The organism is Velazquezella soli (assembly GCF_977018685.1).
Map to the genome: position 1 here is coordinate 803,051 of NZ_CDRNXF010000005.1, position 24,620 is coordinate 827,670.

A 24,620-nucleotide genomic window follows, 5' to 3' on the forward strand; every position below is an offset into this window, starting at 1 on the left:
CTGGCTGAGGCGATACCTGATAGGCTGTCGATTGAAACGAAGCGCTGAGGGGGATGCTTTTGTCAAAAGATACCGGGGAAAAGACCCAGGCCTGGAAAGCTCTTGCCGAGCGGGAGCTGAAGGCTTCACCTGACACGCTGGTCTGGCACACGGCGGAAGGGATCGACATCAAGCCGCTCTATACGGCAGACGATCTCGACGGCATCTCGCATCTCGATACGATGCCTGGGATCAAGCCTTTCGTACGCGGTCCGCGGGCGACCATGTATGCCGGTCGACCCTGGACGATTCGCCAATATGCCGGTTTTTCGACGGCGCAGGCTTCCAATGCCTTTTACCGGCGTAATCTGGCTGCCGGCCAGAAGGGCTTGTCCGTCGCCTTCGACCTTGCCACCCACCGCGGCTACGACAGCGACCACCCGCGCGTCGAGGGCGATGTCGGCAAGGCAGGCGTCGCGATCGACTCGGTTGAGGACATGAAGATCCTGTTCGACGGCATTCCGCTGAAAGACATGTCCGTATCGATGACCATGAACGGTGCGGTGATCCCGATCCTTGCCGCCTTCATCGTCGCCGGCGAAGAACAGGGATGCGAGCGCTCGCAGCTTTCGGGCACCATCCAGAACGACATCCTCAAGGAGTTCATGGTCCGCAACACGTATATCTATCCGCCCGAACCCTCGATGCGGATCGTTGCGGACATCATCGAATACACCGCAAGAGAAATGCCGCGCTTCAACTCGATCTCCATTTCCGGCTATCACATGCAGGAGGCGGGTGCGACGCTGGTCCAGGAACTGGCCTTCACGCTCGCCGACGGTCGCGAATATGTGCGCGCCGCGATCGCCAAGGGCCTCGATGTCGACGAGTTTGCCGGACGCCTGTCTTTCTTCTTCGCCATCGGCATGAACTTCTTCATGGAGGCGGCGAAGCTGCGCGCCGCCCGTCTTCTATGGTCGAGGATCATGGAGGAGTTCGCGCCGAAGAAGCCGGGCTCGCTGATGCTGCGTACCCATTGCCAAACGTCGGGCGTCTCTCTGGCCGAGCAGGATCCGTATAACAACGTCATCCGCACGGCATACGAGGCAATGTCGGCCGTGCTCGGCGGCACCCAGTCGCTGCACACCAACGCGCTGGATGAAGCGATGGCGCTGCCGACCGAATTTTCCGCCCGCATTGCCCGCAACACGCAGTTGATCCTTGCCCACGAAACCGGCGTCACCAAGGTCGTCGATCCGCTGGCGGGCTCCTATTACGTCGAAAGCCTGACCAGCGAGCTCGCGGAAAAGGCCTGGGCCCTGATCGAGGAGATCGAGACGCTCGGCGGCATGACCAAGGCTGTCGCCGACGGCCTGCCAAAACGGCTGATCGAGGAGGCGGCGACGCTGCGCCAGGTCAAGGTCGACCGCGGCGAGGAGATCATCGTCGGCGTCAACAAATACAGGCTTGAGACGGAAGACGAAATCGACATTCTCGCCATCGACAACACGGCCGTGCGCAACGGCCAGATCGAGCGGCTGGAAGAGGTGCGCCGCAAGCGCGACCCGCAAAAGGTGGAAACGACGCTTGCAGCCCTTGGCGACGTCGCGACGTCGGGCCGCGGCAATCTTCTGGCGGCTGCCGTCGAGGCAGCGCGCGCGCGTGCCACGGTCGGCGAGATGTCGGATGCGATGCGCAAGGCATTCGGCGATCATGCGGCCATGCCGGATGTGGTCAGCGATATCTACGGCCCTGCCTACGAGGGCGACCCGGAATACGAAACGCTGACTAGGCGTCTTGCCGAATACACATCGGCTAAGGCCAAGCCGAGGATCATGGTCGCAAAGCTCGGCCAGGACGGCCACGATCGTGGCGCCAAGGTCATCGCCTCGGCCTTCGGCGATATCGGCTTTGAGGTTCTGGCCGGCCCGCTGTTCCAGACGCCGGATGAGGCCGCCGATCTGGCAATCCAGCAGAAGGTTCAGGTGGTCGGCATGTCGTCGCTGGCAGCCGGTCACAGGACGCTTGCCCCGCAACTGGTCGAGGCGCTCAGGCGCAAGGGTGCAAACGATATCATCGTCGTGGTGGGCGGCGTCATTCCGCGTCAGGACTACGACTACCTCCTCGAAAACGGCGTCGCTGCCGTGTTCGGGCCCGGCACAAACGTCCTTGATGCCGCCAACGCCGTGATCGATCTCCTTGAAGGAAAACGCAGAAATGTGTGAGGCACGATGATCGGGAAACTCAATCACGTCGCAATCGCGGTGCCGGATCTGGTAGCTGCAGCCGATCAGTATCGCGGCCTCGGCGCGTCTGTCTCCGCGCCACAGGATTTGGCCGAGCATGGCGTGACTGTCGTGTTCGTCGAAATGCCCAACACCAAGATCGAGCTTCTCCACCCCTTCGGAGAGACGTCACCGATCACGAGCTTTCTGGACAAGAACCCGTCCGGCGGCATCCACCACCTGTGCTTCGAGGTCGACGACATCAAAGCCGCCTCCGCAAGGATCGTCGAGACGGGCGCACGCATTCTGGGCGACGGCCAGCCGAAGATCGGCGCCCACGGAAAACCGGTGATCTTCGTTCACCCCAAGGATTTTCAAGGCACGCTGATTGAGTTCGAGCAGGCCTGACGGGTAACTGTTGGCTGCCTGCGAGCGCCACCCAACGCAATGAGCCAATCCAGATCACGTGCCGGACTTGCCGCAGTCTCTCATGCCGAAGCCGGGATCTCCTGGAGCCACGGGTGGCGTTCTCTGTCCGAGACCACGTAGCGGGCAATGTCGTCGGCATAGCTTGCTGTGAGGTCGAGATCATCCCAGCCGTTGAGGAGCTTGGTGCGCCAGACGGGCTCTATCTCGAAGCGGAAGACATGGTTGGCGAGCCGGATCTCGCAGGTTTCGAGATCGACAAAGGCACGGTCCTGGCCATTCTCGAGCAGCGAAAGAATGGTCTCGGCGTCCTCTTCCGTCACCCGCAACGGCAGAAGGCCGTTGTTGACGGAGTTCGATGCAAAAATATCGCCGAAGCTCGGCGCGATGACACAGCGAAAACCGTAGTCGACAAGCGCGTAAACGGCCGCCTCCCGCGAGGAACCCGCGCCAAAATTACGCCGTCCCACAAGGATTTCGGCGCCTGCGCGGGCAGGGTTGTTCAACGGGAAATCCTGGATCGGATTTCCTTCTCCGTCGAAGCGCATGTCGTACAGGAGGTACTGGCCGTATCCCTCCGATCGCGAGCGCTTCATGAAGCGCGCCGGGATCAGCTGATCGGTATCGACGCTTGCAAAAGGCAGCGGCGCGGCTTTTGCGTCGAGGGTCTTGAACGGTCTCAACTGCGGCCTCCCATCAGATCTCGAACATCGGTCAGGTGACCGGTCACAGCGGCGGCGGCGACCATGGCCGGCGACATCAGGTGCGTGCGTGACTTCGGCCCCTGTCGGCCTTTGAAATTTCGGTTGGTGGTGGAGGCGCAGCGTTCGCCCGGTGGAACGAGATCACCATTCATGCCGACACACATCGAACAGCCGGAATCGACCCATTCCAATCCGGCATCCACGAAGATCCGGTCGAGGCCCTCTTGTTCGGCCTGGTGTTTGACAAGCGACGATCCTGGCGATACCAGGCCCGGAACGGCAGATTTTCGGCCGGAAAGCACGGCAGCGGCGGCTCTGAGGTCTTCGATACGGCTGTTGGTGCAAGAGCCGATGAAGACGCGGTCGACCGGAATTTCTGTCAGCGGCATGCCGGGTTTCAGACCCATATAGTCGATCGCTTCGCGCGTATGGGCCGCGCGTGACTCGTCGGTCATGTCGTCGGGCAACGGCACCGCGGACGTGATCGGCAGCGCGTCTTCGGGGCTGATACCCCAAGTGACAACAGGTGCAATCTCGCTGCCGTCAATCACCAGCTCGCGCTCGAAGGGGGCGTCGTCATCGCCGCGCAGGGAAAGCCAGGCTTCGGCTGCACGCTCGAACAGATCGCCTTTCGGTGCGAGCGGCCGGTTGCGCAGAAAATTCACCGTCGTCATGTCTGGGGCGATAAGGCCGCAGCGCGCGCCGCTTTCGATCGAGAGGTTGCAGAGTGTCAGCCGACCTTCCATCGACAGCCCCTCGACCGCCGAGCCGGTATATTCGATCGCATGGCCCTGGGCGCCATCGGCACCGATCGCGGCGATCATCGCCAGTGCCATGTCCTTGGCGGTGATTCCAGGCCCAAGCTTGCCGTCGAAGCGGACCCGCATCGATTTCGGCTTTTTCTGCCACAGCGTCTGGGTCATCAGGACATGCGCCACTTCCGAAGCGCCGATGCCGAACGCGATTGCGCCAAAAGCGCCATGCGTCGAGGTGTGGCTGTCGCCGCATACGATCGTGGCGCCGGGTAGAGTGATTGCCTGCTCCGGGCCGACCACGTGGACAATGCCCTGGCGCGGGTCGTTTAGCCCGAAGATGCGGACATCATTGGCAAGACAGTTCTCCTCCAGCTGGGTGATCATCCCCGCAATGGCGGCATCGATCCGGATAATGTCGCGTACCCGCGTGGGCGCATAATGGTCGACGATACCAAAGGTGAGGTCTGGCCGGGAGACCCGCGCATTCTTGTCCTTCAGCTTGTTGAAACCGTGGAACGACCCTTCGTGAACCAGGTGCCGATCGATGAAGAGCAGCTGCTGCCCATCGGTCTGCGATGCGATCACGTGGTTCTGCCAGATCCTGTTGAACAGTGTCTGTGGACGGTGTTCCCTCGGCATTATCAACTCCTCAAGGCCGGCTAAGGCCCTCAAAATCTGTATTGAGATTAAGACAGATTCAATTTGCAAATCAAGCGATGATGACAGACGATCCGAAGTGTTCGTATTCTCCTGAAGGGTGATGCATGTTTTCTCCTCAATGCCTTGAAGGCCGCGTCGCCATCATCACCGGCGCGGGCGGCGATATCGGGCGGGCGATCGCCAAGAGGTTCGCCTCGGCTGGCGCAAGCGTCGCGATGCTCGATCTCGACGCCGTTCCAACCGATGGCTCTGACCCTGATCGCTGCCTTGCAATTCCATGCGATGTTGCCGATCCGGCTTCGGTCGAGGCCTGCATCGACGCGGTTGCCAGCCGGTTCGGCCGTATCGATATCCTCGTCAACAACGCGGCAACCGAGACGCCGCTTGGCACCGTCTGCGACATCCCGTTCGAAAGCTGGCGCAAGACGCTGGATGTCAATCTCACGGGCGCTTTCCTGATCTGCAAATACGGCGTGCCGCATCTCGGCAAACAGGGCGGCGTCATCCTCAATATCGCGTCCCAGCTCGGACATGTGACGACGCCCGGGCGTGCCGCCTATTCGGCGAGCAAAGCCGGGCTGCATTCGCTCACCCGCAGTCTCGCGCTCGACCACGCCGATCAGGGCATTCGTGCCGTCAGTCTTTCGCCGGGTGCGGTGTTGACGAGCCGTGTCACCCGACAGGCCGGCAGCGAGGCGGCGGTCATCGAAATGCTCGCTCCTCTTCATCCGATCGGTCGGATCGGAACACCGGAGGAGATTGCCGCGACGGCGCTTTTTCTCGTCTCCGACGAGGCAAGCTTCATCACCGGCACCGACGTGCTGGCCGACGGCGGCTATACGGCGCGGTAGTTCACGAGGCATGGGTCTTATCGGCAAGCCAGCGGACATAGTCTGCGCAGGCCTCGTCCGGCGCCATGAAGCGGAAGCCGAAATCCGTTTCGAATTTCTTGGCCGAGACCGCATGGCGACGTCGGGAGAGGTCGTCGTTGAAGGCGATCGCGCTGTCGCTGCCATCGGCCTTTCCCTCAGCAAAGCGCCAGCCGGGATAGGCTTTCGCCAGATGCGCACTGAGGCGGCTTAGATGCCAGGTTTGGCCAACGCTGAGATTGTAGAGATCCGAAGGCAGGCTTTCGCGCATTGCAAGCAGCGCAAGCGCTTTCGCGATGTCTCGGCTGCTCGTCCAGTCGCGAGCGCCGCCCGTGGGCAGGAGAACATCCTCACCCGCCATCGCCTTGGCGGCGATCTGGAAGGGCGGGCTCATCGTTTCGCGCACGCCAGTCTCATGCTCGTGCGGCCCGAACACCGCGGTGATGCGCGCCCGCACTGTGGATATGCCAAAACTTTTCCCCGCTTCGACAACCAGTCTTTCGCTGGCAAGCTTGGTAAAGCCGTAAAGCGTCGTGGGCATCGGGTTCGTCTCTTCGGTCACGGCTGCGCCATCGAAGGGCGCCGCGCCGTAGACGGCGGAGGAGCTCGGGTAGACGAAGCGGCGGATGCCGGCTTTCCGACCCTCCTCAAGCAGGATCGCTACCGAGACCGTATTGACGTCGAAGGCGTCGCTTGCCGATGCGATGGCACTCTTTGGCCCAAGGGTGATCGCAGCCGCATGGATGATGCAGCTAATGTCGTGGCGCGAGAGAATGTCGGCGATCGCCACGCGATCCCGCACGTCCGCCAATTCGACCGTGACACCCGGCTTCACGGCAAAGGCTGTGGGAAGAGCGCGATCGTTGAGGGCAACGACTGGTTGGCTCTGGGCATTTAAGACCTCGATCAGGTTCAGCCCAAGGAAGCCGGCGGCACCCGTTATCAGAATGCTCATCGAGTGTTACTCCTTCCAGATCTCATAGGTCTCGAGCCGAGAGATGGCCGTGATAGACGGCTTCAAGGGCCGTGCGCGGCGCAAGGTTGTCGCCGATCTGCCGGACGGGCACGTCAAGATGACGGAGCTGCTGGAACAGGGACTGGTCCGCAAAATTGTGCTCGGCTGCCACGAGACCGGTGAACCCCATATGCAACTCGCTCTCGCCGGTCGAAAGATCCTCGACCGCCAGGGTCTTGCCGTCGAAGGCTGTGACCTTCCGGAGCGTTGCGATCCTCACCTTTTTCTCGCGCAGCCGTTTCAGGTTTGCGAGTGTCGAGTAGATGGTCGTGCGCCAGGCGATGCCGCCGGCCGGCGAGAAGAACGTCACCTTTTTGCCGAGGTCGGCGAGATGTTCCGCAAGCGTCAGTGCGGCCCATTCGCCGGTGCGGTCGAACAGGGCCACGTCGGTGCCGAGCACTGCCGGGTCGTCAAGTGCCTCGACGATCGTGAAGGCCTTTCCGCCACCGGCAAATTCTGCGCGAACGGGCATCGAACCTGTCGCCAGAAACACTGCATCGGCCGCAAAATCGGCAATCGATGCGGCATCGGCATGCTTGCCTGTTACCACCGTCACACCGAACCGACCGAGATCGGCAATCTGCTCTTCCATCAGGGTTCGGAATTCGGCGCGCTTCGGCATCTTCACCGCGTCGCGAAACTGACCGCCGAGATCGTCCTGCTTTTCCCACAGCGTCACGATATGGCCGCGCTCCGCTGCCGTACGCGCCGCCTCCAACCCGGCCGGTCCGCCGCCGACCACGAGCAAGCGTTTGGGTGATTGCGTGCCTGTCGCGGCAAGTTCCGGCCATTCGCCTTCCAGCCCGGCACGTGGATTGACCAGACAGCGGATCGGCAGGTTCTTTTCCAGCATCCCGGCGCAGCCCTGGTTGCAGGCAATGCAGGTGCGGATTTCGTTCATCCGTCCCTCGATCGTCTTGTTGACGATGGCGGGCTCGGCAAGGTGGGCACGCGCCATACCCACCGCATCCGCGCCGCCGGCCGCAATGATCGCGTCGGCTTCTGCCAGCGTGTTGAACCGACAGACGGCGAAGACGGGAATGTCGTGGCCTTCGCCGCGTAAAGCGACGCGGATCCGCGCCGGCAACGACCGGAATGGTTCCGGATCGATTGCCATGTCGGCCATCTGCGAAGCGAGCGAATAGGAGGCGTGATAGGCGGAATGCGAGACATTGAAGAAGTCGATCTTCTCGGCCGCCGCAAGTGACACCGCGGTCCTCTCGGCCTGATCGATGGTGATCCCGCCCTCGACATACTCATCGCCACTGAGGCGAATGCCCAGACAGAAATCGCGACCGACTTCCGCGCGGACAGCCTGCAGGACCTCAAGCGGAAACCGCATCCGGTTTTCCGCCGAGCCGCCATACGCGTCGTCACGGTTGTTCGAAAGCGGTGAAAGGAACTGCTGCAGAAGATGGCCATGTGCCATCTGCAGCTCGATCCCCTCGAAGCCCGCCGCCATGAGATGGCGCGCGGTCAGCACATGCCCTTCGATCACCGCATCCATGTCGGCGCGATCCATCGGGCGTGGCGGCAGCGCGGATGTCGCCCACGCAATCGGCGATGGGCCCCAGGAGACCGTTCGCTCAAAATCGCCCTCAACCTGCCGGCCGAGATGGATGATCTGGCCAAGGATCCGCGCGCCTTCCGCTTTGACAGCCTCGGTAATCCTGCGGAACGGTTCGATACAGGCAGGGTCGAAGCCACAGACGGCCTGCGGCCGGCCAAGCGAGTTCGCGTGAACGCGGATGGATTCAAAGATGATCGCACCGACACCGCCCCTCGCACGTTCACGGTGATAGGCAAGGTGGCGCTCGCTCGGCAGGTGGTTTTCGCCGAAATTGGTCGTGTGCGCCGGAACGAGAATGCGGTTGCGAAACGTGAGATTGCCCACGGCAAGCGGCGCCATCGCACGTGAAAACTCGGTTCCGGCAGATCTCTCTTGCATCGCACAATCTCGCATGTTGCACTGCATATAGGCAAATACGTCTGCTGAGTGTTATATGGGCATTGACGAGATCTGTCAGCCGTTTTATACAAAACCTGTATTAAAAATAAGATAGATTGGGAGCTCACGTTGAGGCCGGCGACCGAACCCTTGAAGACTCAGAAGGTCTATCTTCTGCTGCGGGACAAGATCGTTTCGGGCGAGCTGAAGGCCGGCATGCGCCTGCCGAGCGAGCTTGCGTTGGCTGAACAATACGGGGTTTCGCGGGTCACAGTCCGGCTCGCGCTCGATCTACTTTCCGCCGAAGACCTGGTCGACAAGCGGGTCGGATCCGGCACCTATGTGCGGGGCTCCAACTTTGCCCAGATGGCCACGGCCGACCTGTCGAATGCCTTTGCGCACCTCATTGAAATGGGGCGCACGACGGCGGTCAAGCTGATCTCTTTTGACTATATCGAGGCGCCCGAGAAGGTTGCCGAGGCCTTGCATCTCGAAGACGACGAGCGGGTTCAGAAGTCGGTGCGCGTGCGCTCCTTCGACGACCTTCCCTTCTCGTACCTGACAGCCTACGTGCCCGAACGTGTCGGTCGAGAATATTCGCGTGAAGACCTTGCCCATATGGCTCTCCTTGAGCTGATGGAGAGAGCCGGTCTGCGTGCCGAAACGGCATGGCAGGAAGTGGGTGCGGTTCTTGCCAATCCGGAAGTGGCCGAGGCCCTTGGTATCGGTGTGGGCTCGCCCCTCATCGCGCTGACCCGCGTCGTCTACGGCAAGGGAGGGCGCGGCATGGAGTATCTCCAAGCGCTCTACCGTCCCGACAGATACAGCCTGCAAATGAACCTCGTACGCAAGGGCACTGAAGGGAGCCGGCACTGGAGCCCTACGTCCGAGGTCTACCGTAACGAGCGGGCATCCGGCCCCCGCAATCCTAAGAGGGTGGTGAAGGAATGAAGAAGTTCACGAACTCGGTCTCCCGGCGCACGGTGCTGAAGGTTGGCGGTGTCTCGGCGATGGTCCTTGCGGCACCCGGTCTCAGCCGGGCACAGGCGCCGACGGTCAAGATCGGCCTGCTGCAGCCGATGACCGGTGGCTTTGCCGGCGACGGCGATCTGGCACGGATCGGCGCGGAATATGCGATCAAGGAAATCAACGATGCCGGCGGCATCAAGTCGCTCGGCGGCGCCAAGCTCGAACTTCTGATCGGCGACAGCCGTTCGAATGCCGAAGCCGGCGCCCAGGCGACCGAACAGCTGAAGGCGGATGGCGCTGCGATCGTCGTCGGCGGTTTTGCCAGCGGCATTTCCATGACCGCGACCCAGGCCGCGGCCCGCTACGAGCTTCCCTTCATCATCGACTGCGCCGTCTCCGACGCGCTGATGACCCGCAACCTGAAAAACGTCTTCCGTTTCAACCCCAGCTTCTCGATGGCGGCCGACGTCGCGCTGAAGAACCTCGTGACCATCAACGACGCTTCCGGCAAGGCCGCAAAGACTGTGGCGATCGTCCATGAAGACGGTCTTCTCGGCTCGGGTCTCGCCAAGCTGATGCAGGCTCGCCTGCCTGCCCTCGGCTTCGAAGTGGTCGAGGCGATCTCGCACCCGACACCGGCGCGCGACATGTCGAATGTTGTTCTCCGCCTGCGTTCGCTGCAGCCCGACCTCATCATTCCCTCGCATTACTTCAACGAATTCGTGCTGTTCGCCCGCACACTGCAACAGCAGCGGGTCAAGCCGAAGGGCGGTATCTATGCTCTCTTCGGCGGTGCGGCCTCCAGCTACCGGTTCGTCAAGGAATTCCCGGAAGCGGCAGAAGGCGTGATGGACGTCAACCACTGGGGCGATCCCAAGAACCCCACCAACGACAAGCTGATGCAGGCCGTTCAGGCCGCCGGCAAGTTCTACGCCTACAACGCGCCGATCAACTATTCGGTTGTCAAGGTCGCAGCGCAGGCGCTGGAATTTGCAAAGAGTGCCGAAAGCGGCGCGATCATCGAAGCCTTGCAGAAGAACGAGTTCGACAGCGGCGTGATGCCCTACGGCAAGTCGAAGTTCGATGCGACCGGCCAGAACGTCAACGCGCTTCCGCTCAATACCCAGGTTCAGGGTGGCCAGATCAAGGTCATCTATCCGGAGCAGTTCGCCCAGGCCAAGCCCAAGTTCCCGGCCAACGGCTAATCCATACCCAGCGAGTGCGGCAGGCCCGGGGCGGCGTTTCTGTCCCGGGCCATTCCGGCAAGCCCTTCTTCGAAGGAAAATCATGTATTCGCCGACAATCATTTTCGAAGCGTTGATGAACGGCCTGATGCTCGGTGCCGTCTATGCGCTGATCGCCCTCGGGCTCACCCTCATCTATGGCGTGCTGCACATCGTCAATTTCGCCCACGGCGCCTTGCTGACGGTCGCGATGTATCTCGTCTGGCTGGCCTCTGACAGGTTCGGCCTTGATCCCTACGTGGCCATCCTCGTCGTCACGCCGTTAATGTTCGCGATCGGCTATTGTCTGCAGCGTTTCATCATCGGTCCGGCCAGTCGCGGCTCCGACAACGGCATTCTGCTCGCCACCCTTGGTCTTTCGATCGTCATCCAGAACCTGCTTCTCGCCGGGTTCAATTCCGACACCCGCACTATTGCGACAGATTACGCGTTCGAGATCGTGCCGCTCGGTCCGCTCCTCCTCTCACTGCCGAGGGTGATCGGGCTCGGAGTCTCGGTCGTGACCGCCGTCCTTCTGTGGGCGATCCTCAACCGCACCGATATCGGCAAGGCGATCCGCGCCGTTGCCAAGGAAAAACTCGGCGCCAGCCTTGTCGGGATCAATGTCGCGCATGTCTATGCCATGACATTTGCGATCGGTACCGCCTGTCTGGCGATTGCCGGCGGGCTGCTGATGCCCTCCTTCTATGTCAGCCCCACGACAGGGGCGGCATTCGTTCTGGTCGCTTTCACCATCGTGGTTCTCGGCGGCATGGGATCGATCCCTGGCGCCCTGATCGGGGGCCTGCTGATCGGCGTCGTCGAAGCCATTTCCAGCCTCTTCCTCGGCGATAGCCTCGGCCAGATCGGCATCTTCCTCATTTTCATTCTCGTGCTTCTGGTGAAGCCCACCGGCCTGTTTGGAGCACGCGCATGAAGAAGAACTTCGAATTCATCGCGGCCCTTGCCTTTCTCGGCGTGGTCGGCATCGCAGCCATTGCCGGGCTGCCGGGCAACATTCTCAATCTCCTGATCTTCATGATGATCATCGCGCTGACGGCGCAGGGCTGGAATGTTCTCGGCGGCTATGGCGGGCTCTCCTCCTTCGGACACGCGGCCTTTTTCGGTACTGGCGCCTATACGACGACGATCCTGCAGACCAGCTTCGGCATCAATGCCTGGGTCGGCCTTGTCTGCGGCGTCATCCTCGGTGCGGCCGTCGGCGCCCTGATCGGCTTTCTGAGCTTCCGGGCAGGCCTAAAAGGATCCTATTTCGCGCTGATCACGCTGGCATTTGCGGAAGTGCTGCGCATCCTCGCCAACAGCTGGGATTTCACCGGTGGCGCTGCCGGCATGCTTGTGTCGATCAACAACGGCTTTGCCTATCTGCAATTCTCCGACCGCCGCTGGTTCCTGCTGATCCTCATCGGCTTCGTGGCAGGCGGCTTGCTTCTGACCCGTTGGCTGGAACGATCCGCCTTTGGCGCCTATCTCATCGCGCTTCGTGAAAACGATCAGGCGGCGCAGGCGCTCGGCGTCGATATCTTCAGGATCAAGATGCAGGCGATCACTCTGTCTGCCGCAATCACCGCGCTTGCCGGCTGCCTCTACGTGCAGAACTTCCTCTTCATCGATGCCAATGTCGCCTACGGCTCGTGGATCTCGATCGAGGCGCTGTTTGCGGCAATCGTCGGTGGCGCAGGCACGATGCTCGGTCCGCTGATCGGCTCGGTCCTGCTTTTGGGTCTCGGCGAAATCACCAAGTCGTTTTCGGGCGGCATCGCCGGCGTCGATCTCGTCGTCTTCGGCATCATTCTCATTCTCTGCGTCGCTTTCGCACCGAACGGGATCAGAGGCTTCGTGGCGGATCTCTGGTATCGGCGCAAGAGCCGCGGCAAGGCGATGTGAGGGGCATGACCATGTTGAAAGCGCACAATCTCACCAAGCGATTTTCCGGGCTTCTCGCCGTCGACGATGCAACGATCGATGTGGCGGAGGGTTCGATCACCGGGCTGATCGGTCCCAATGGGGCCGGCAAGACGACACTGTTTGCAATGATCGCCGGCTTCCTCAGCCCCAATGCGGGAACGGTCACGTTTCAGAACGAGGACATTACCGGCGAGAAGCCGCACCTGAGGGCGCGTCGCGGATTGGCGCGCACGTTCCAGATCGTCCAGCCTTTTGCAGGTCTTGACGTTCGCGACAACATCGCCGTCGGTGCCTTCCTTCACACCAAGGATCCGGCCGAGGCGAGACGTCTTGCGACCCTGACGGCTGAGAAAGTCGGTCTTGGCCACGAACTCGACAAGCTTGCCTCGGGCCTCACGATTGCCGGCCGCAAGCGGCTCGAACTGGCAAGGGCACTCGCGACGCAGCCGAAGCTGTTGCTGCTCGATGAGGTACTGGCTGGGCTCAACCCATCCGAAATCCGTGACGTTTTGCCGATCATCCGGCAGATCCGCGAGGAGGGCGTCACGATCCTGATGATCGAACACATCATGCAGGCGGTGATGAACCTCTGCGACACCGTCTACGTGCTGTCGCAGGGCAAGATGATTGCAAGCGGCGAGCCGCGGTTGGTGTGTACCGATACGGCAGTGATCGAGGCCTATCTCGGCCACGGCGCTGCAGCGCGCATCAAGGCGGAAGGAGCAGCCCATGCTTGAGATCGCAGACCTGCGCGCCGGCTATGGCGGAACGGAAGTCCTTCGCGGCCTCAGCCTTTCCGTCGGCAAGGGCGAGGTGGTCGCCGTGCTCGGATCGAACGGCGTCGGCAAGACCACGCTCAACAAGGTACTATCAGGGGTACAGCCCGCCCGCAGCGGCTCGGTTCGTTTCGACGGCCGTGAGATACTGGGCGCCACTGCCCGCGAAATCGTCGCATCCGGCCTCATCCACGTGCCGGAAGGTCGCAAGATCTTTCCCAACCTGACCATTCTGGAAAATCTCGAACTCGGTGGCTATTGCCGGCCGAAGCGGGTCCGGGCCGGCAATATCGAAAAGGTGTTCGCAATCTTTCCGCGGCTGAAGGAACGGACCCGGCAGTTCGCCGGCACGCTGTCGGGCGGCGAGCAGCAGATGTTGGCGATCGGCCGCGGCCTGATGAGCGAACCCAAGCTTCTGATCCTCGACGAGCCTTCGCTCGGCCTGTCGCCCCTTCTGGTCGAGGAAATGTTCTCCCTTATCCGCCGCCTGAGCGACGACGGACTGCCGATCATGCTGGTGGAGCAGAACGTGATGCAGTCGCTGGACCTCGCGAGCCGGGCCTACATCCTGGAGAATGGTTCGGTCGCACTGTCCGGCGACGCCGCCAAACTTCGGGACGATCCTGACTTGAAACGGGCCTATCTCGGCCTTTGAACGAAGAAGAATACGGTCCAGAGAGACCGACGAACCAAGGAAACACACCATGAATCTCAGCCAGGATTTGAAGAGCGGCATTCCGATTGTCGCGCCTGGAGTGTTTGACGCCCTGACGGCGTCGATTGCAGCAGGCGCCGGCTTTCGCGCAGTGTATCTGAGCGGTGCGGCCATCGCCTATACCCATCTCGGACGCCCCGATATCGGGCTCGTCTCGATGGCGGAAGTGGCCGACCGGATCGCGATGATCTGCGACCGGATGACCGTGCCTGTCATCGTCGATGCTGACACGGGCTACGGCAATGCGCTCAACGTCCAGCGCACGGTGCGGCTGTTTGAAAAGATGGGCGCCCAGGGCATCCAGCTCGAGGATCAGACGACGCCGAAGCGCTGCGGTCACCTGAACGACAAGTCGGTCGTCTCCACGGGAGAGATGGTTGGAAAGATCAAGGCGGCAGTCGACGCCCGCGCCAACGAACAGACGCTGATCATCGCGCGCACCGATGCGCTGCAGATGGAAGGCATCGATCGGGCGCTGGAACGCGCGCATCTTTATGCGCAAGCCGGTGCCGACATCCTGTTCGTCGAGGCGCCGAAGAGTGGCGAGCAGCTGGGCGACATCGCCGGCGCGCTGAAGGGCGTCAAGCCGCTGGTCGCCAACATGGTCGAGGGCGGCACGACGCCAATCCACAACGCAGCTGAATTGTCCGATCTCGGCTTCCAGATCGTCATCTTTCCGGGCGGAATCGTCCGGGCAATGGCGAAGACGGCGGTCGATTATTACGCCTCGCTGGCAGCTGCCGGATCCAACGCGCCGTTCGCCGACCGGATGTTCGATTTCAACGGGCTCAATGCGCTGATCGGCACGCCCGACATGCTCGCGCTCGGCAGAACCTACGAAGATGCCGATGGAAAAGACAGACATGAAGAGGATGCGGCATGAGCTCGCAAGCTACCGTCACGACCGATGCCGTGACGCTTGATCCCGTGACTTTGGCGGTTCTGAAGGGCCGGCTGGAGCAGATTGCAGACGAAATGGACGCGACGCTCTATCGCTCGGCTTTCAACCCGACAATTGCCGAAGCCAAGGATGCCTGCCACGGCATCTATCACGCCACGACCGGCGATACGCTGGTGCAGGGCACATCCGGCCTGCCGATCTTCGTCGGGGCGATGGCGTTTGCCGTGCGCGCCGTCATCTCCAAGGTCGAGCGGGAAGGGGGCCTGCAGGAGAACGATACGTTCATCTTCAACGACCCTTACGAAGGCGGGACGCATCTGAACGACTTCCGTCTGGTGCGGCCGATCTTCCGCGATGGAAAGCTGTTCTGCTGGATGGCCTCGGTCGGTCACTGGCTCGACATCGGCGGCAATGTCGCCGGCAGCTACAATCCGAAGGCGGTCGAAAGCTTCCAGGAAGGCGTGCGGATCCCGGTCGTCAAGCTGATCTCCGCGGGCAAGATGAACAACGACATCATCGAAATCCTGTCCGCCAATTCCCGCGTTCCGATGTCGAACTGGGGCGATCTCAACGGTCAGCTCAATGCGCTCGATCTCGGCGAGAAACGGCTTGGCGCTCTTCTCGGTGAATATGGTCCAGCGACAGTCGATGCGGCGTTCGAGGCTTTCTCGAACCGCGCCGAAGCGCTGATGCGCTCGGCGATCGCTTCGATCCCCGACGGTACCTATTCGTTCGAAGACGTGCTCGACAATGACGGCATCACCGACGAGATGCTGACGGTGGCGCTCGACCTGACGATTTCCGGCGACACGATGGCGCTCGATTTTTCGCGCTCCACCCAGTCGGCCCAGGGTCCGATCAATATCTCGCGCTCGACGACGATTGCCGCCTGCTACGTGGCGCTGAAGCATATCTTCACCGAAGTGCCGGCGAATGCGGGTTGCCTCCGCCCTATCTCGTTCAACATCGTCGACAATTCGCTGCTCGGCGCAAATGCTCCAAAGCCGGTTGCCGGCTATACGGAAACCATCCTGCGGCTGATCGGCGTCGTTCTCGGCGCCATTGCCCAGGCTGATCCGGCGCGTGCGACTGCGGCGCCGTTCGGCACGATCAACGCATTGTCGCTCGCCGGTCACAGGGCAGACCACAAGCGATGGGTGATGTTCTCGTTCTTCGGTGGCGGTCTCGGCGGCAATCCGATGTCGGATGGCTTGAACCACGCCAACAACCCGATTTCGACCGCGACCATTCCGCCGGTGGAGATCCTGGAAGCGGCCTATCCCGTCATGTTCACGCAATGGGCACTGCGGCCGGATTCGGCCGGTGCCGGCACCCATCGTGGCGGCGTCGGTTCTATCTATGAACTGGAGCTTCTCACCGGCGGCGACGTGGCGCTGCTCGGCGAACGCGGCAGACGCGCGCCGTTCGGCGTCGTCGGCGGAGAGTCAGCGGCATTGAACCGGTTCTCCTGGCAGACGGAAGACGGCGGCGAAGCCGTTCCGCCGATGGCGTCGAAGATCACCGATCTGAGGCTGAAGCCCGGCAAGCGGATCCGGTTGGAAACGCCGGGAGGTGGCGGCTGGGGCGATCCGCATGGGCGCGACCCGGACAAGGTTCTGCATGACGTGCGCCTCGGCTTCGTCAGCACCAGCCAGGCGGAAGCCCTCTACGGCGTGGTGATCGGCGCAGATGGCGAGATCGACCACGATGCAACCGACAAGCTGCGCAAGGGAGTGGCCGCGTGAGCGATCTGGGAACAACAAAACAACAAAATGAAAAACTGGGCCAGTCGGGATTGGGCAGGATCGTCGGGGTCGATGTCGGCGGCACCTTTACCGATCTCTTCTATTTCGATGAAGCGTCTTCGAAATTCCGTACCAACAAGGTCCCCTCCAACCGCGGTGATGAAGCTGTCGGCTTCCTCGATGGTCTGAAGGGTTTCGGCGCCATCGCTGACCTCTCCTCGATCGTGCACGGCACGACCGTCGGCACCAACGCGCTGCTGGAGCGCAAGGGCGCCAGGGTCGGTCTGATCACCACCGAAGGCTTTCGTGACGTGCTGGAAATGCGTCGCCGGGACCGGCCCAACACCTGGGGCCTGTGGGGCGATTTCATACCTGTCGTCGAACGCGACATGCGCTTGGAAGTGGCGGAACGCACGCTCGCCGACGGAACGATCCGTCTGGGCGTCGATGTCGATGCCGTCCGCGTCGCTGCCGAAAAGCTGAAGGCAATGGGTGCGGAAGCGCTCGCGATCGTTTTCGTCAACGCCTATGCCAATCCCGAAAACGAGGAGCACGCGGTGGAAGCCGCCCGTGCGGTCTGGGACAACGAAAACCTCGCCTGCTCGACTCAAATCCTGCCCGAAATCCGCGAGTTCGAGCGCACGTCAACGACGGTCCTCAACGCCTATCTGCAGCCGGTCGTCGGCTCCTATCTCGGCAAGCTGGAAACGGCACTGGCAAGCGAGGACTTCGCCGGCCGCTTCCATATCGTCCAGTCGAACGGCGGCGTGATGTCGACGGAAACGGCGCGCAGGCTTCCGGCCCGTACAGCGCTATCCGGTCCGGCGGCAGGCGTCATCGCCGCAGCCGCGATCGCAAAGGCGGCCGGCTTTCCGAACGTCATCACCGGCGATCTCGGCGGCACGTCCTTCGATGTCTCGCTGATTGCCGACGGTAAGGCAGCACTCGCGGCCCAGACGACGATCGATTTCGGCCTCGTCATCCGCACGCCGATGATCGAGATCACCACGATCGGTGCCGGCGGCGGTTCAATTGCCCATGTGGATGCAGGCGGCCTGCTGCAGGTCGGCCCGGAAAGTGCCGGCTCGCGGCCCGGCCCGGTCTGCTACGGTCAGGGCAATACCCGTCCGACGCTGACGGATGCCAATGTCGTGCTCGGCCGCATCAACGCGGACCGGCCGATCGGCGGCAAGCTTGCCCGTCTCGATGTGGAGGCCGCCAAGGCGGCTATCGAGCAGCATGTGGCAAAGCCACTCGGCCTCGGTGTGATGGAAGCGGCCGAAGCGATCGTGAAGATCGCCGACAGCCGCATGGCCGGCGCGATCCGGCTGATGTCGATCGAGCGCGGTCACGATCCGCAGAAGTTCGCGGCCGTTCCCTTCGGTGGCGGCGGGGCATTGCATGTCTCGGCGCTGATCCGCGAAGTCGGGCTGAAGGCGGCGCTTGTGCCGCGTTATCCGGGTGTGACATCTGCGCTGGGTTGCGTCATCGCCGACATCCGGCACGACCAGGTCCAGACCTTGAACCTCTCGCTCGAGGGCATCGACGTTGCGGCGATCGACGCACGCATGGTCGAGGAGGCGGGCAAGGCGCGCGCCGTCGTCGAGGATGCTCATCTTACGGTGGAGCGGATCGATACGCTGTTCGAGCTCGACATGCACTATGTCGGTCAGACCCATACGGTTCGCGTCACACTGCCGGCAACGATCAGCGGGGGTAACACCGATGTCAGCCAGGCGATGATCCAGCAGGCTTTCGAGGATGCCTATCAGGCAAGTTTCAGCCGGCTTCTGCCGGGTGTTCCGATGCGGATCGTCAACCTTCGCACCAGCGCGATCGGCATTCGTCCGAGCTTCGATCTGAAGGCGCTGGCCGCACCAACCGATACGACGGTTGCCTCCGCAAAGACGGGCTCGCGACAGGTCTGGTTCGACGGTGCCTGGCATGAAACGACGATCTACGATCGCCTGCAACTGCCGGAGAGTTCGGAAATCCAGGGCCCGGCGATCCTCGAACAGCCGGATGCAACGACAGTCGTCTCGCTGGAATTCAAGGCGCGTGTCGATCTCTACGGAAATATCATCGTGGAGCGGAAATCATGAGCGGACATTCGATCCCCATCGAGAAGACGGGTCTGATCATCGTCGATCTGACCAATGATTTTCTGGCCCCCGACGGCGCCTATGGCCGGGCCGGGCAAGGGGCGCCAGAGATCGCGGCATTGCCGGAACGCATCAAGCCACTTGTGGACGTGATGCGCGCAAAAGGCGGCTACATCATCTCGGCGCAGTTCACGTTGGTGCCGGGCAAGGGTGGCGAGCCAATCATCTCGCCGCATCTGAAGGAACTCCGGCCCTTTCTCGGCAAGGGCGATTTTGCGCCCGGCACCTGGGGCAACAGCCTGATCGATGATCTTTCACCGGCCGATCTCATTGTCGAGAAAGTCGCCTATTCGGCGTTCTACATGACCCGGCTTGAATGGGTCCTGCGCAAATGCGGCATCGAGAAGCTGGTGATCGGCGGCATCGTCACCAATGGCGGTGTCGCCTCCACCGTTCGTGACGCCCATGTCCGCGATTTCGAAACGATCACCCTGTCGGATGGTTCGGCCGCCTTCTCGCAGGAAACGCACGAGACCGCGATCGCAGCATTGAAACCTGTCAGCCGGATCGCGACAATCGAAGACATGATCGCCGAGTTCGACGCGCGATGAGAAAGGTCGAAGTCTCGGACCGGGAATTCGAGGTGATGGTGCCGCTTGTCGTGATCGGCGCAGGTGCCGCCGGCATGATTGCAGCGCTCTCCGCCAAGGCGGAAGGCGTCGATGTGCTTGTGCTGGAGCGCGATCCGCTGCCGCGCGGCTCGACGGCGCTGTCAGCCGGCCTCATCCCGGCAGCAGGCACGCGCTGGCAGCTCGCGATCGGCGTCGAGGACACGCCGGAAACCTTCGGGGCGGATATCCTGCACAAGGCGGATGACGAGCCGGATGTGGGCCTCGTTCGGCTGGTAACCGAAACGGTCGGCCCAACGCTGGAATGGCTGGCCGAGGACCACGGCCTGGCGTTTTCGCTGGTCGACAACTTCCGTTATCCCGGTCACTCGCACCTTCGAATGCATGGTCTTCCCTCCCGGTCCGGCGAGGAGTTGATCGATCGTCTGCGCGACGCCGCGGAAGAAGCCGGCATCGATATCCTGACGGAAGCTCATGTGGACACGCTCGTCGTTGGCTCCGACGGCAAACCGCGAGGCATGACCCTGTCGCGACCGGATGGGTCCCGCGAAGACATCGGCTGTGAGGCATTGATCCTTGCCTGCAATGGCTATGGCGGCAATCCGGCGCTGGTCGCCCACCACATTCCGGAGATGCGGGATGCTCTTTATTTCGGCCACCCGGGCAACCAGGGCGATGCGATCGTGTGGGGTGAGGCGCTGGGTGCTGCGACGCGGCATCTGAGCGGTCATCAGGGACATGGATCCGTCGCCCATCCTGCCGGGATCCTGATCACCTGGGCGACCGTGATGGAAGGCGGCTTCCAGGTGAATGTCGCAGGCGAACGCTTTTCCAACGAGGCGAAGGGGTATTCCGAGCAGGCGTCCAACGTGCTTGCCCAGCCGGAAGGGATCGCATGGACCGTGTTCGACACGCGGATCGCCGCGATCGCGGCCCAGTTCGAGGATTTCAGAAGCGCCGAGCGTATGCATGCGATCATCGAGGCCGATACGATCGAGGCGCTTGCGGAGCGGATGCAGGTCTCGCCGGAGAAACTGACGGCAAGCTTCCGTGCTTTCGAGAATTGCAAAGCCGAGGGTGGGGCGGACCCGTTCGGCCGTTCTCTGGCAGACGTGCCGCCACTTCGAGCGCCCTTCAAAGCGGTAAGGGTCACCGGCGCACTCTTCCACACCCAGGGCGGGCTTGTTGTTGACGGCGAGGCACGTGTGGTTCGACGCGACGGTTCGACCATCGCAAACCTTTTTGCCGCCGGAGGCGCCGCCTGTGGCGTATCGGGCAGCAAAGCGAGCGGCTACCTGTCCGGGAACGGTCTCCTGACTGCAGTGGCGCTCGGACGCATTTCGGGTCTTCGCGTCGCCGCTTACCTGCGCAACTGCTAGAATCGAAGGACAGCCGGAAACATCTCGTTCGTCACAGTTACCGTACCCAACCCGTCCATCTCTTGTTTCCACGCCAGTTTGCGCTAAGTCAAAAGTCGCAAAAGGAAAAAACATGATCGACGGCTTGAGTACAAAGGCGAGGACAGGCGTTCGGGGACTGGACGATGTATTATCGGGCGGTCTGACTCGCCGCCATGTTTTCCTGCTCGAAGGGACGCCGGGCACGGGCAAAACTACTATTGCCCTGCAATTTCTTTTGGAAGGCGCGACACTTAAGGAGCGCTGTCTTTATATCAGCCTGTCGGAGAGTGAAGAAGAACTGCGGGAAAGCGCGCTTTCGCACGGTATCGAATTCGGGGATTCGATCGAAATCTTCGAGCTCGTCCCCCCGGAAAGCCTGCTTGACGCAGACCAGCAGCAAAGCCTGCTTTACTCCTCAGATCTGGAGCTCGGCGAGACGACCAAGCTGATCTTCGAGGCCTTCGAGCGTCTGAAACCGCAGCGTGTGGTGATCGACAGCTTGTCGGAAATCCGTCTGTTGGCACAGAGTTCTCTCCGCTACCGCCGCCAGATCCTGGCCATGAAGCATTTCTTTTCTCGATCCGACGCCACAGTCCTTTTGCTCGATGACATGACGTCGGACAATCTCGACAAGACCGTCCACAGCGTCGTTCACGGCGTTCTTCATCTCGAGCAGCTGGCTCCCGACTATGGTTCGGAACGCCGCCGCCTGCGGGTGATCAAATATCGCGGCCAGGCGTTCCGCGGCGGCTATCATGATTTCGTCATCAAGACCGGAGGCGTCTCGGTCTTTCCGCGGCTGCGTGCGATCGAGCACAAGACGGCATTCGACCGAGCTATTTTGAAAAGCGGCATTGCCGAATTCGACGATCTTCTTGGCGGTGGTATAGAGCGCGGGTCGAGCACGCTGCTCATCGGACCTGCCGGTACCGGCAAAAGCCTGTTCGCGCTCCAGTTTGTAGCAGCTGCCGTGAAGCGCGGTGAGAAAGCAGCCGTCTTCATATTCGACGAGGAGCTCGGCCTGTTGTTCTCGCGTACGAAAGCAATGGGGATCGACCTTGAGAAGATGCGCGACAACGGCGCTATTCACATCGAGCAGCTGGATGCGGCCGAGCTGTCGCCGGGGGAATTCTCGCAACGTGTGCGGGATCGCGTGGCGACCTTCAAGGCCGGGACAGTCGTGATCGATAGCGTGAACGGCTACCAGGCGTCGATGCCCGAGGAAAACGCGCTGATCCTGCACGTGCATGAACTGCTGCAATACCTCAATCGGCAAGGCGCCAATACGTTTCTGACAGTTGCCCAGCACGGGCTCGTCGGAGACATGAAATCCCCGGTCGATGTCACCTACCTCGCCGATACAGTTATCCTGCTGCGCTATTTCGAGGCACTGGGCAGGGTTCGGCGTGCAGTCTCGGTCATCAAGAAGCGAACCGGTCGGCACGAAGAAACCATCCGCGAGTTTCGCATCACCGATGCGGGGCTGACACTGGGCGATCCGCTTTCCGGTTTCCAGGGCGTGTTGCGCGGTGTACCGACGCTTGTCGGCGAAAAGCAGCAACTGCTGGAGCTTTCAAACGAGGACGAAAGCCATTCCTAACAGAGATGCCGTCGGCCTCATTCACGCCCCACACGGTCGCGATGCGCAGATTGCGGCATCCCTCCTGAAGGAAGCCGGTATCGCTTCGAAGGCGGCCCTGGACCTGTCCGGTTTCGTCGACAGCCTTGACGACAACATCGCGCTCGCTGTCATCACCGAGGAAGCTCTGCGCTCCGCCGACCTGCGCGCCATCTCCCAGTGGATCGAGAACCAGCCGAGCTGGTCGGATCTACCTTTCGTCATTCTGACAAACCGCGGCGGTGGTCCGGAGCGTAATCCCGCAGCTGCGCGGCTGTCGGAGGTCCTTGGCAATGTCAGCTTCATCGAGCGCCCTTTCCACGCAACGACATTCATCAGCGTTGCCCGTTCTGCCGCACGCGGGCGTCGGCGCCAATATGATGCACGTCTGCGGATGGAAGCTCTCGACGAAGGAGAGCGGCGTTTGCAGACAGCACTCGAGGCCGGTCGGCTCGGCGCTTGGGAACTGGATCTTGCAACCGATGTCCTGAGCACGTCTGCGACCTGCAAGAGCATTTTCGGACGCGGTCCGGAAGAGGCGTTCACCTATCAGGACCTTTTTGCCAGCATCCATCCCGATGACCGGCAACGCGTACAGGATGCTCATACCGCAACAGCCGAGAGCGGTGAGGATTATTCTGTCGAATACCGCACCGTCTGGCGCGACGGCACCGTGCGCTGGGCAGAGGTGCGGGCACAGCTCTACCGCGACCACTCGGGCAAGGCGGTCAAGCTGGTCGGCGTATCCGCCGACATTACCGACCGGGTCATCAACGAGAAGCAGCAGCGGCAGATCAACGAACTGCTTGAAGAGCGTGTCGCCGAGCGGACGCGTGAACTTGAACAGGCCCATTCGGTCGTGATGGACGAGGTGTCGCAGCGTGAGCGGGCGGAAGATCAACTGCGCCAGGCGCAGAAGATGGAGGCGATCGGCCAACTGACCGGCGGCGTCGCCCACGATTTCAACAACCTGTTGATGGCAGTGCTCGGCAATCTCGAACTGCTCCGCAAGCTCGTTGCGGGCGATCCGAAAGCCGAACGCCTGATCGATGGCGCCCTCCAGGGTGCAAGACGCGGGGCGTCGTTGACGCAGCGGCTGCTCGCCTTTGCCCGCCGCCAAGATCTGCAGATCGGCCCCGTTGACCTCGGCGCCCTGATCGGTGGCATGCGCGACCTTCTCGAACGCTCGGTCGGGTCGACCATCCTCGTCGAAACCTCGATACCGGATCATCTGCCGAAGGTTTCGGCAGATGCCAACCAGATCGAGCTCGCGCTTCTCAACCTTGCCGTCAACTCGCGTGACGCCATGCCCGACGGTGGCACGCTGCGGATCAGCCTCAGCCAGGAAGAGCAGAGGTTCTCAAACGATACGCTTGCAGCCGGGCGTTACGTCGTGCTCTCGGTCAAGGACGAAGGCCAAGGCATGGACGAGGCGACGCTGCAGAAAGCCATCGAACCGTTTTTCTCAACGAAGGAACTGGGCAAGGGAACGGGCCTCGGATTGTCGATGATCCACGGCCTGGCGTCCCAGTTAAAGGGAGAGTTGAAGTTGTCGAGCAGGATCGGTTCCGGCACTACCGCCGAATTGTGGATTCCGGTCTCTTCCGCTGCCGAGCAGCCGAGGCAGGCCGAGGCACCATCGCCTCCGGCAGAATATCAGGGTGGTCCCAAGCGTATCCTGCTTGTTGACGACGACGTCCTCATCGCCATGAGTTCCGCCGACATGCTGCTGGATCTCGGACACGACGTGGTCGAAGCCCATTCCGGCAAGGAGGCGCTGGAGCATCTGGGTAAGGGACCAAAGTTCGATCTGATGATCACCGACTACTCCATGCCTGGCATGACCGGGGGCGAACTCTCGAAGGCTGCACGAGCCTTGCTGCCCGAATTGCCAATCCTGATCGCCTCCGGCTACGCGGATCTTCCGCCTGGCGTTGATCTTGAGGTTGCGCGGCTCGGAAAGCCGTATACGCAGGCACAGCTGGCGGAACAGATCGGCAAGCTTACGTCGCCGCGCTAGGTGCTCTCGCAA

20 protein-coding genes are annotated in these 24,620 nt (G+C 61.8%); 16 read left to right on the top strand and 4 right to left on the bottom strand.

Annotated features, from left to right (window positions below; translation table 11 throughout):
• Positions 1-59: 59 nt before the first annotated feature.
• Complete coding sequence (scpA, locus tag AC0JZ8_RS24075) at positions 60-2,204, top strand: methylmalonyl-CoA mutase (RefSeq protein ID WP_471893784.1); 2,145 nt, start codon at positions 60-62, stop codon at positions 2,202-2,204.
• 6 nt (positions 2,205-2,210) lie between these two features.
• Positions 2,211-2,612, top strand: coding sequence for a methylmalonyl-CoA epimerase (mce, locus tag AC0JZ8_RS24080; protein ID WP_471893785.1), 402 nt, complete (start codon positions 2,211-2,213; stop codon positions 2,610-2,612).
• Between the two features lie 80 nt (positions 2,613-2,692).
• Here mce and leuD read toward each other — a convergent pair whose 3' ends face one another.
• The gene (gene leuD / locus AC0JZ8_RS24085; protein WP_471893786.1) at positions 2,693-3,313 is read right to left on the bottom strand and encodes a 3-isopropylmalate dehydratase small subunit; all 621 of its coding nucleotides are present in this window, start codon (positions 3,311-3,313) and stop codon (positions 2,693-2,695) included.
• Positions 3,310-4,728 (bottom strand): 3-isopropylmalate dehydratase large subunit, encoded by a 1,419-nt coding sequence (gene leuC / locus AC0JZ8_RS24090; RefSeq protein ID WP_471893787.1) that lies wholly within the window; start codon positions 4,726-4,728, stop codon positions 3,310-3,312. The genes leuD and leuC overlap by 4 nt, the downstream gene beginning before the upstream one ends.
• A gap of 125 nt (positions 4,729-4,853) precedes the next feature.
• Here leuC and AC0JZ8_RS24095 point away from each other — a divergent pair, with 125 nt between their 5' ends.
• The gene (locus tag AC0JZ8_RS24095; RefSeq protein WP_092664416.1) at positions 4,854-5,600 is read left to right on the top strand and encodes an SDR family NAD(P)-dependent oxidoreductase; all 747 of its coding nucleotides are present in this window, start codon (positions 4,854-4,856) and stop codon (positions 5,598-5,600) included.
• 1 nt (position 5,601) lies between these two features.
• On the opposite strand, the gene AC0JZ8_RS24100 is transcribed toward AC0JZ8_RS24095, so the two are convergent.
• Together AC0JZ8_RS24100 and AC0JZ8_RS24105 are read right to left on the bottom strand one after the other, a co-directional pair.
• Positions 5,602-6,573: an NAD-dependent epimerase/dehydratase family protein gene (locus AC0JZ8_RS24100; protein WP_062576682.1), complete on the bottom strand. Its 972-nt coding sequence runs from the start codon at positions 6,571-6,573 to the stop codon at positions 5,602-5,604.
• A gap of 22 nt (positions 6,574-6,595) precedes the next feature.
• Positions 6,596-8,581, bottom strand: a complete 1,986-nt coding sequence (locus tag AC0JZ8_RS24105; protein WP_471893788.1) for an oxidoreductase — start codon at positions 8,579-8,581, stop codon at positions 6,596-6,598.
• 150 nt (positions 8,582-8,731) lie between these two features.
• On the opposite strand from AC0JZ8_RS24105, the gene AC0JZ8_RS24110 reads away from it, so the two are divergent.
• The 13 genes from AC0JZ8_RS24110 (at position 8,732) to AC0JZ8_RS24170 (ending at position 24,608) form a co-directional block, all read left to right on the top strand.
• Complete coding sequence (locus AC0JZ8_RS24110; protein WP_244473911.1) at positions 8,732-9,532, top strand: GntR family transcriptional regulator; 801 nt, start codon at positions 8,732-8,734, stop codon at positions 9,530-9,532.
• Complete coding sequence (locus tag AC0JZ8_RS24115; protein WP_471893789.1) at positions 9,529-10,755, top strand: ABC transporter substrate-binding protein; 1,227 nt, start codon at positions 9,529-9,531, stop codon at positions 10,753-10,755. Before AC0JZ8_RS24110 ends, AC0JZ8_RS24115 begins: the two co-directional genes overlap by 4 nt.
• 82 nt (positions 10,756-10,837) lie before the next feature.
• Complete coding sequence (locus tag AC0JZ8_RS24120) at positions 10,838-11,710, top strand: branched-chain amino acid ABC transporter permease (RefSeq protein WP_062458510.1); 873 nt, start codon at positions 10,838-10,840, stop codon at positions 11,708-11,710.
• Complete coding sequence (locus AC0JZ8_RS24125) at positions 11,707-12,681, top strand: branched-chain amino acid ABC transporter permease (protein ID WP_471893790.1); 975 nt, start codon at positions 11,707-11,709, stop codon at positions 12,679-12,681. Before AC0JZ8_RS24120 ends, AC0JZ8_RS24125 begins: the two co-directional genes overlap by 4 nt.
• Positions 12,682-12,692: 11 nt before the next feature.
• Positions 12,693-13,439: an ABC transporter ATP-binding protein gene (locus AC0JZ8_RS24130; RefSeq protein WP_471893876.1), complete on the top strand. Its 747-nt coding sequence runs from the start codon at positions 12,693-12,695 to the stop codon at positions 13,437-13,439.
• Entirely contained in the window at positions 13,432-14,133 is a 702-nt protein-coding gene (locus tag AC0JZ8_RS24135; protein WP_325264294.1) for an ABC transporter ATP-binding protein, read from the top strand. Before AC0JZ8_RS24130 ends, AC0JZ8_RS24135 begins: the two co-directional genes overlap by 8 nt.
• Before the next feature lie 49 nt (positions 14,134-14,182).
• Positions 14,183-15,076 carry an isocitrate lyase/PEP mutase family protein gene (locus AC0JZ8_RS24140; RefSeq protein WP_471893791.1) on the top strand — a complete coding sequence of 298 codons (894 nt, stop codon included), beginning with the start codon at positions 14,183-14,185 and terminating at the stop codon, positions 15,074-15,076.
• A complete protein-coding gene (locus AC0JZ8_RS24145; protein WP_471893792.1) occupies positions 15,073-16,839 on the top strand; it encodes a hydantoinase B/oxoprolinase family protein in 1,767 nt (588 codons plus the stop codon). The genes AC0JZ8_RS24140 and AC0JZ8_RS24145 overlap by 4 nt, the downstream gene beginning before the upstream one ends.
• Before the next feature lie 5 nt (positions 16,840-16,844).
• Positions 16,845-18,941, top strand: a complete 2,097-nt coding sequence (locus AC0JZ8_RS24150; RefSeq protein WP_471893877.1) for a hydantoinase/oxoprolinase family protein — start codon at positions 16,845-16,847, stop codon at positions 18,939-18,941.
• Entirely contained in the window at positions 18,938-19,552 is a 615-nt protein-coding gene (locus AC0JZ8_RS24155) for a cysteine hydrolase family protein (protein ID WP_471893793.1), read from the top strand. Before AC0JZ8_RS24150 ends, AC0JZ8_RS24155 begins: the two co-directional genes overlap by 4 nt.
• Positions 19,549-20,949 carry an FAD-dependent oxidoreductase gene (locus tag AC0JZ8_RS24160; protein ID WP_471893794.1) on the top strand — a complete coding sequence of 467 codons (1,401 nt, stop codon included), beginning with the start codon at positions 19,549-19,551 and terminating at the stop codon, positions 20,947-20,949. Before AC0JZ8_RS24155 ends, AC0JZ8_RS24160 begins: the two co-directional genes overlap by 4 nt.
• Before the next feature lie 112 nt (positions 20,950-21,061).
• Positions 21,062-22,570 carry an ATPase domain-containing protein gene (locus AC0JZ8_RS24165; RefSeq protein WP_471893795.1) on the top strand — a complete coding sequence of 503 codons (1,509 nt, stop codon included), beginning with the start codon at positions 21,062-21,064 and terminating at the stop codon, positions 22,568-22,570.
• Positions 22,512-24,608 carry a hybrid sensor histidine kinase/response regulator gene (locus tag AC0JZ8_RS24170; RefSeq protein WP_471893796.1) on the top strand — a complete coding sequence of 699 codons (2,097 nt, stop codon included), beginning with the start codon at positions 22,512-22,514 and terminating at the stop codon, positions 24,606-24,608. Before AC0JZ8_RS24165 ends, AC0JZ8_RS24170 begins: the two co-directional genes overlap by 59 nt.
• The last annotated feature ends 12 nt before the right edge of the window (positions 24,609-24,620 follow it).